Here is a 7,539-nt window from a genome sequence, read left to right on the forward strand (position 1 = left end):
TTTATTTAGTTAAAGTATGTTTTCATTCCGTAAAGTATGTTATCGACCATAACCCATTCCCCTGTCCTGTTTCTTTTCTTGTTTGAGTTCCTGTGCCTGTTGCCTCTCTTTCTCTATATCTCTTTGCCTTATTTCCTGTAAATGTGTTATCGGTCTGTTATTACTTTTAGCTATTAATTCATTACGTTTTTGGCTGTGAGTTTTTTCTGCTTTTTGTTCAAGCTTTTGTTTAGTTTCTAACCTATTTAGTTTGTTGGCTTTCTTCCATTCAAAAGTCTGCTTAATATCTCTATTGAAGTTAAATTTTTGGTCAAATTTAGCCTCTATTTTGTTGTAAAATTCGTTACGGTTAAATCCCTGTTGAATAACATTTTTTGACGTTCTTTTTTTGTGTTTGCTTGTTGGTGCTAATTTCGTTTTTTTATCCATTGCCTTACGGCTTTGTATGATGTGTGCGTGTAAGTTTAAACCTTGCTTTAAATCGCCTTGTTTAGCATTTCCTTGCTTCACTTCTTTATCAGTTCCCTTGTATCTTCTTTGGGTTTCAACCTTGCCGTAATACTTCAAATCTGCACCACTTTGTATGTTATCTCTTCCGTAATTTTTTGCCTGTATATCTTGTGCTTCACGTACATAATTGGCAAATTCTTCTTTTACTTTTGCCTTTTCCTGTGGGGAAAGCTGTTGCCAATCTTTAACATCGTTTCTGCCTGTGGCTTGGTAAATTATTTGTTGCTGTTCCGCTTGGCTTGGGTTGTACTCCACTTCTACAAATTTCCAATCTTCTTTACTTAATTGCCCTTTTCCGTAACGGTCAATTTCCTTTTGTACTTCGTTTGTTTTGATGCCGTTTTCTTTATCATTAAACCACTCATTTTGTTGCTCTTTATCTAAGTAATTTGTAAGGTTTGAACAACTGCCAGTATTACCCCCTTTTACGCTTGATGTGTTAAACTGTGTGTGCATTATTTCAGCTCGTCAATATCGTTTAAAAGTACCTTGTAATTTTCTGCAAAAAACATTCTAAATCGCTCCATAAAAATATTGTATTTTCTTGGTGCTGTTTCTTCATCTTCAGCTATGTAATATTTTTTACAAATTTCGTCGATTGTTTCATACGTTTTTATGTAAAAATATTCCAAAATTTCGCGTCTATCTTCACGTAATTTTTGGTTAAAAAAGTTGTAAATATTTTGCTCCATTTGAGCCATATTTTTATCCTGTGTTTTCAAAAAACCAATCATTCTATTTGTCTGCTGAACTTGTGATTTTTCAATTTTTTGCAATGGCAATTCATATTCAAAATTCATTTTTTCAGCTACTAAAATCGCTTTTTCTATAAGGTCATTTTGTGTTAGTTTCTGTTTTTTTGAATGTTTAGAAATTAATTCTTTTGTATATGTTTTTACCCTTACAGTAGTAGCATTATCGCTCATAATATACTTTTTTCCAAATATAGTAAAATTAAAAATCCTACTAAAAAAAATATAAAATAATGATTTTCAACCTCGTAGAGCAAGACTATACGGGACGTTGCGAAATGAAATTAAGCAAAAAGTCCCGTATCGTCTTGCTATTCTTTTGAATACCGTTTCGTTCCAATTATTTTGTGTATATTTGTAATACCTTGAGGAAGGAATTGGGCAATGCTGAGGAGCAACCCAACTAGAGCCAAAGAGGGCATCATACACAAGTCGGGCAAAATTCATTTTTTGCCCACTTACATCTTACATACCAGTTAAATATTATGCAAACAAACAGTAATTTTTGTCCGAATTGCAACTATAATTTTAATAAAGTGAAATTAGTACAAAACAAACCTGTTTTTTTTCTGTGTTCATGTAAAAAATATTCATGCTCCATTCAATTAAATAAGTTAGGAACTAAAACATATTTATCATCTAAAATTTAGCCTTTTTTCTTTTTTTAGCGCAACTTTTTTTCTTTTTTTTAGTCTAGTAAGGAATTTTTGAAAAAATGGCTTAAAACGGCTAATTTTTGGTTTTTTGACTTGTGGTTTTGCCTATTCTAAAAAAACCTTTGATTTTGAAAAAATCATCTGCATTGCTATTGAATTTCTGAATAACATTCTTTTTTACATTGTTTTTATCTATCAAACAAGTTTTATTTAATGTTTACACCCTTACGTAACACCTGTATTTAAAAGGATTTACAGATTTAAAAGGGACATATTGAGACATTAAAAGGACATATTGAGACATCTAAAAAACTCCAAAAAGGACATATTGAGACATTAAAAGGACATATGTTTTATATCTGTCTTTTTTGTTGTCCTTTTTTATATATTTGTAAAAGGACAAATTGAGACATTATGCAAAAAAAGGCAAAATACACAATGCAAAGTAACCACGTTACTTTATCAAAAATAAACCTTTCTAACATTTATGAAAAAAGGCTTTTAAACGCTTTTATAGATAGTTTAGCACCGTATCTGAAAAGTAAGTTTGAAAACGCAAAAAACATAAATAGAGGTTTGCATATAAACGAACAACACGAATTTGAGTTTGATGAAAATAAATCTATTGTGTTTACTTATAATTTGTCGGATGTTGAACCAAATCATCAAAATTACGACCGTTTAAGGTCGGCTATAAAAAAACTGCGTAAAACAGATATTGACATTGTTACTCCAGATGGAACTGAAATTTATACAGGTCTTATAGAAATGGCGGTTTTAAATCCTCGCTCCGAATTTTTTAAGGTAAAGCTATCACTAACAGCTTACCAATTTTTATGTGATGTTTCGAAAGGGTATAGCCTAAAAAGTTTCAAAACATCATTAGAGTTAAAAACCCTTTATTCTTCATATATGTACGATTTGATTTGTAAATGGCGGAACCGCCCTACATTTCAGATTGACATCGAGGAACTACGTTTTATTACAAATACTGAAAACAAGTACCCTGCTACAAAAGATTTTAAAAAAAGAGTGTTAGACTCTGCAAAAAAAGAGTTAGACGAAAGCGATATAACAGATTTAACTTTCAATTATGAGGACGTTAAAAAAGGTCGTTCTATCGTAGGTTTTAAAATACATATTTTTCACACTAAAAATGATATTCTAAAAAGAAATAAAATAATCAAAAAAGTTTCTCCAAATTGGGATTTTACAAAGCCTGTACTTGAATATCTGAATGAGAACAAAATCAATTTTAATGGTGCAAATAGGGAAGTTTTGAAAGAGTTTTTTAAAATTAATGGTACTGAAAAAGGTTTAGATTTTTTAGAAAAAACAAAATTGAATGCTTTACAAAAATCAAGGGATAACGTACAAGGTTACACAATGTCTGCAGTAAAAAAACATATCGAACAGAAAACAAATAAAACATCGAAACAATATGATATTTTAACGCAAATTTCAGAAACAAAAAAGGTGTAAAATGAGTTATAGCACTAAAGATATTGCAAAAATTTTAGGTGTTACGGACAGGACTGTCCGCAGATACCTAAAATCGTTTATATCCTTTGATAACAAAGGTATTGAGGTTTCCGAAAAGATGTTAGAAATTTTGATAAAAGAATACAACAGCGGACAAGAAACGGACAACAGCGGACAGCTAAACGAAATCCCTGTTGATTACGATATCGTTGAGGGTTTTAGTACGGAGGAATACCAAGAATTTCAAAAACGTTTAATTGAGTACCCTGTATTAAAACAAGAACTTGAGTATCATAAAAAATCCGCTGAAAGCCACCAACGACAAATGGAAAAAATATTGTCTATCATGCAGGAACGTAATTTATTAGAGGCTTCAAATAATCCTAATTTTTTAAAAAAGTAAATCAATAAAATGTCTAATAATGTAGATAATATCAAAAATAAAATTATTTCTTCAGGTAAATATGATGTCTTTTTTGCCGAATATAAAGAAGTAGCCAATCTAATTAATATGATAGGTTTTCTTAGAGAAAAAAGTTTCAACCAAATAGGTTCAGGAACTGGAAGATATATAGATATTGACAAGTATGACAAACATTATCGTCACGTTATTTTATGGGATAATGAAAAAAGGAATATTGCTGGGTCTTTTCGTGTTGGCTTAGGTGGTTCTATATTGAAAAATATCGGATTCAATGGTTTTTATATTAGTAGTTTATTCGATTTTGATTTTGAAATTCAATCTAAATTTGATAAAGCAATTGAAATTAGTCGTTTCTTTATAGTGAAAGAATACCAAAAAAAGACATACCCTTTATTTTTGTTACTTGAAAGTATTAAAATAATATTTAATCAAAATATACATTATGAATATTTAATAGGTTCTTTAAGTCTATCCAATAATTCATCTGATATTAGTAAAATAGAAACCATTGAATATTTTAAAAAAAACCATTTTAATCGAAAAATTGGTAAATACATTCATCCAAAAAAGCAATTATCTTATTCATTAAATAGACTTGATAATAAAAACATTCATTTACCTCCCTTAATTAAGATAGCTTTAAAAAACGAAGGTCAAGTTCTTGGTTTTAATGTAGATACTTATTTTAATAATACTATAGATTGTCTTATTCTGCTTAATTTCAGTAAAAAAACAAAAGTAACTAAAAAATAGTTACTTTTTTATTATATTTGCTTATGAGTAAAATTGAAAAACTAATCGAGAAATTTAAAAGTAATCCTAAAGATTTAACTTGGGATGAATTAAAAAAGATATTGGCTTATTACGGTTTTACTGAAATAACAAAAAAAGGGAAAACAGGCGGGTCGAGAGTTAAATTTTCCGATACTGAAAATAGAATAATTAATTTACATAAACCGCACCCTAGTAACATTGTTAAGCAATATGTTATAAAACAAATTTTAGAAAAGTTATCATTATGGAAAATTATTTAAAACATAAAGATTATTACGGTTCTGTTGAATTTAGTGCTGATGATAATACATTATACGGTAAAATTATAGGTATAAATGATTTAGTTACTTATGAAGCGGAATCTGTAAATGAATTAAAAACTTCATTTAAAGAAGCTGTCGAAGATTATTTAGAGACTTGTAAAGAATTAAAAAAAGAACCTAATAAATTTTACAAAGGCATTTTTAATGTTCGTACTTCTTCTAGAGTTCACGCCTATTTAGCAATTTTAGCTGAAAAAAAGCAAATGAAACTTAATGAAGTAGTAAATAAAGCTTTTGATTTTTTGATGAATCATGAAGATATGGTTATTACTAAAAATGTTGATTGATTTTTTCAAAATCAAAGGTTTTTTTAGAATAGGCAAAACCACAAGTGTATAATTTGTACCCAAAAAACAAAAAGGTAGTGTAATATCTAAAATCAATAAAAATGATAAATACACGAAAAAAACACCTGTTTTAAGTCAATAAAATGAGCTTTTTAGATTTACTCTATTAGTTTTGGTAGTGTAATATCTAAAAAAATAAAATATAATTTGTACCCAAAATGAGCCTAGATACACAACCAAGAAAAAAACGAAACATACTAAAATACATACTATTCGGAATTTTTTTATACGTTATTTATTCCATTGTAATAAGTGTATATACTGCTGTAAAATATAGCGGTAGCTAACGTTTTAAAAAAGGTAGTAAAAGAGGTTGGCGGTGCGTGGATTTGCTACGTTTTTTAAAATGCAACAACCGTAGGGCGTTAGTGTTTTCAAGGAATTACGCCAAGCATCTTTTTAGGTATGCCTGGCGTAATTTTTTTGTTCTATCCCTTTTAAAAATTTAGCGAAATGAAACGAGCCAAGATGTGAGATAAGTTCAAACTTGTTTTGATCTTATCGAGGATTTGGCGAAGTTGAATGAGATAAGATTTTTAAAAGTTTAAAACTCTATAAATCTAAATCCGTTATCCGTCCAAAACCTTTCTTTTTATGCCTTTTTTCGATTTTATCGGATATCGTTTCACGCTTACCTAAAAACGTTTTCACTTGTCTGTAAACACTATCAAAATGACTTGTCGCACTACTTAAACTGTAACCGTTATCAGTTTTTCGAACTTCAAAATTTGGCATTTTTTGTAAGTCTATTTGCTCCAAAAATTCTTTGTTTTTTCCCTCTGCTAAAATTCCGGCAAACTGCCCTGCATTTAAGGTAGTCATTTGCTGTATTTTTATCCTATCTCTTTTTTGTATGCTTTGATTTACTGAACGTTTGCCATACATACCTACTGCATCGCCTATAACTCCACCGCTTTTACCTTTGGTTTCCACTATGTCCTCACGCTGTCCGAACATTGTTACAACTCTTTGAGCCGTTTCCTTGTTGGTGGTTCTTCCGTAGAATTGGTTACCTAAATTCGACACTAATACTTCTGTTTTGTCTCGTCCGTATTTATCATTCATTTGGCTAATGTCCTGTGCTCCTACAATTACAGCAACTTTATTACTTCTTGCAGTTGCAGGGATTTGTTCAAAGTTTGGTAAATAAATTGTTGGACTTTCATCGACTATAATAGCGGATTTCATTTTGTTTGGTTCGTTCATCAGCTTGCTACAAACCGTTATTAATAAACTACATAAAGGGGCGTATGTATCTGCTAATGTAGAATTGTTACCTATAAGCAACATTGTAGGGTCTTTTGGGTCATTTACGTTTAAATTCGTTTCGTCTGCAGATAGTAACCAAAAAATATCAGGTGTGTTGTAGATACCTATTGCGTTTTTTAAAGTTCCTAAAACTCCTGCAACTTGTTTTTCTGCTCCCTGTTCCACCGCCTCTGCGAGTGATGAAATGTAACCTTTTATCTCATTATCTGTACTCAATATTTGTACTATTTCTTTTGCATTTGCAGTAAAGAAAAAAGCGAAAATATGCGGTAGTGTTGCCAATTGTGGTACATTCTTTTTAAAATACCATATTGTACCAGAAAATATAGACAACATACTTCTACTCCAAAAGTCTTGCTTTTGGATATATTCAGGCATTAAATTGAGTATAAAAGCCTGTGAATAGTTTGTTGCGTGTATAGCACTTTCAACGTATGCTAAAGGGTTTGCTCTTTGTGAATTTGAAGGGTTTTTAAAATCTATTTTAGCAGTTCTTACAGGGCTGTCGTAATGCTTATAGCATTGCTCTGCTAAACTCATTAATTCGGGACTTTTGAAGTCATATAGAACTCCTGTATAATTCTTTTCAGCACATTGCTTGATAATTGGATACATAAATGTTCGTGACTTTCCACTTCCTGCACCTCCTACAATTAAAACGCCTCTAAATGGGTTTGCTATGGTTAAATCTTTTCTACCTGCAGAAAAAGTAAAAACCTCTGTTTTCTGTTGTTTAGATAGTTTTAAACTTCCTTTTCTTCCTTTTCCTAAACCTAAAATAATGGCGTAAATGTAACTGCCCAACATTCCAACCATTCCGACAAACATCAGCATTAGGCTTTTTGTATCTGTCCCTTTGGTATTCTGAAAAAACATAGTAGATGCGATAATAAGAACTAACACAATACCTGCTTTTATCATAGCTTGTGTGTTTTGCTCCCTTTTGATGTAAAGACCTAACGCAACGATAGGTATTAGTAAGATAATTAATTCAATCATGTT

8 protein-coding genes are annotated in these 7,539 nt (G+C 30.5%); 5 read left to right on the plus strand and 3 right to left on the minus strand.

Features of this window, described 5'->3' with window-relative positions; all coding sequences use genetic code 11:
• Positions 1-39: 39 nt before the first annotated feature.
• Together I3V78_RS38835 and I3V78_RS38840 are read right to left on the minus strand one after the other, a co-directional pair.
• Positions 40-966 (minus strand): DUF5712 family protein, encoded by a 927-nt coding sequence (locus I3V78_RS38835; protein WP_204496984.1) that lies wholly within the window; start codon positions 964-966, stop codon positions 40-42.
• A complete protein-coding gene (locus I3V78_RS38840) occupies positions 966-1,436 on the minus strand; it encodes a hypothetical protein (protein ID WP_204496985.1) in 471 nt (156 codons plus the stop codon). Before I3V78_RS38840 ends, I3V78_RS38835 begins: the two co-directional genes overlap by 1 nt.
• Positions 1,437-2,332: 896 nt before the next feature.
• Here I3V78_RS38840 and I3V78_RS38845 point away from each other — a divergent pair.
• Genes I3V78_RS38845 through I3V78_RS38865 form a run of 5 tightly spaced genes read left to right on the plus strand, consistent with a single transcriptional unit; the run spans position 2,333 to position 5,208 of the window.
• The gene (locus tag I3V78_RS38845) at positions 2,333-3,400 is read left to right on the plus strand and encodes a replication initiation protein (protein ID WP_204496986.1); all 1,068 of its coding nucleotides are present in this window, start codon (positions 2,333-2,335) and stop codon (positions 3,398-3,400) included.
• A gap of 1 nt (position 3,401) precedes the next feature.
• Positions 3,402-3,803, plus strand: a complete 402-nt coding sequence (locus I3V78_RS38850; RefSeq protein ID WP_204496987.1) for a helix-turn-helix transcriptional regulator — start codon at positions 3,402-3,404, stop codon at positions 3,801-3,803.
• Between the two features lie 9 nt (positions 3,804-3,812).
• On the plus strand, positions 3,813-4,577 hold the full coding sequence (locus I3V78_RS38855; protein WP_204496988.1) for a GNAT family N-acetyltransferase: 765 nt from the start codon (positions 3,813-3,815) through the stop codon (positions 4,575-4,577).
• A gap of 23 nt (positions 4,578-4,600) precedes the next feature.
• Positions 4,601-4,858 carry a type II toxin-antitoxin system HicA family toxin gene (locus tag I3V78_RS40435; RefSeq protein WP_204496989.1) on the plus strand — a complete coding sequence of 86 codons (258 nt, stop codon included), beginning with the start codon at positions 4,601-4,603 and terminating at the stop codon, positions 4,856-4,858.
• Positions 4,843-5,208 (plus strand): type II toxin-antitoxin system HicB family antitoxin, encoded by a 366-nt coding sequence (locus tag I3V78_RS38865; protein ID WP_204496990.1) that lies wholly within the window; start codon positions 4,843-4,845, stop codon positions 5,206-5,208. Before I3V78_RS40435 ends, I3V78_RS38865 begins: the two co-directional genes overlap by 16 nt.
• Positions 5,209-5,820: 612 nt before the next feature.
• On the opposite strand, the gene I3V78_RS38870 is transcribed toward I3V78_RS38865, so the two are convergent.
• Positions 5,821-7,539: type IV secretory system conjugative DNA transfer family protein (locus tag I3V78_RS38870; protein ID WP_204496991.1), on the minus strand; the 1,719-nt coding region annotated here is incomplete at its 5' end.

The organism is Archangium primigenium (genome assembly GCF_016904885.1).
GTDB classification, from domain to species: Bacteria; Myxococcota; Myxococcia; order Myxococcales; family Myxococcaceae; genus Cystobacter; species Cystobacter primigenius.

Coding starts and splice junctions, on each gene's coding strand:
- I3V78_RS38835 (WP_204496984.1), bottom strand. CDS start 966: ATGCACACACAGTTTAACACATCAAGCGTAAAAGGGGGTAATACTGGC.
- I3V78_RS38840 (WP_204496985.1), bottom strand. CDS start 1,436: ATGAGCGATAATGCTACTACTGTAAGGGTAAAAACATATACAAAAGAA.
- I3V78_RS38845 (WP_204496986.1), top strand. CDS start 2,333: ATGCAAAAAAAGGCAAAATACACAATGCAAAGTAACCACGTTACTTTA.
- I3V78_RS38850 (WP_204496987.1), top strand. CDS start 3,402: ATGAGTTATAGCACTAAAGATATTGCAAAAATTTTAGGTGTTACGGAC.
- I3V78_RS38855 (WP_204496988.1), top strand. CDS start 3,813: ATGTCTAATAATGTAGATAATATCAAAAATAAAATTATTTCTTCAGGT.
- I3V78_RS40435 (WP_204496989.1), top strand. CDS start 4,601: ATGAGTAAAATTGAAAAACTAATCGAGAAATTTAAAAGTAATCCTAAA.
- I3V78_RS38865 (WP_204496990.1), top strand. CDS start 4,843: ATGGAAAATTATTTAAAACATAAAGATTATTACGGTTCTGTTGAATTT.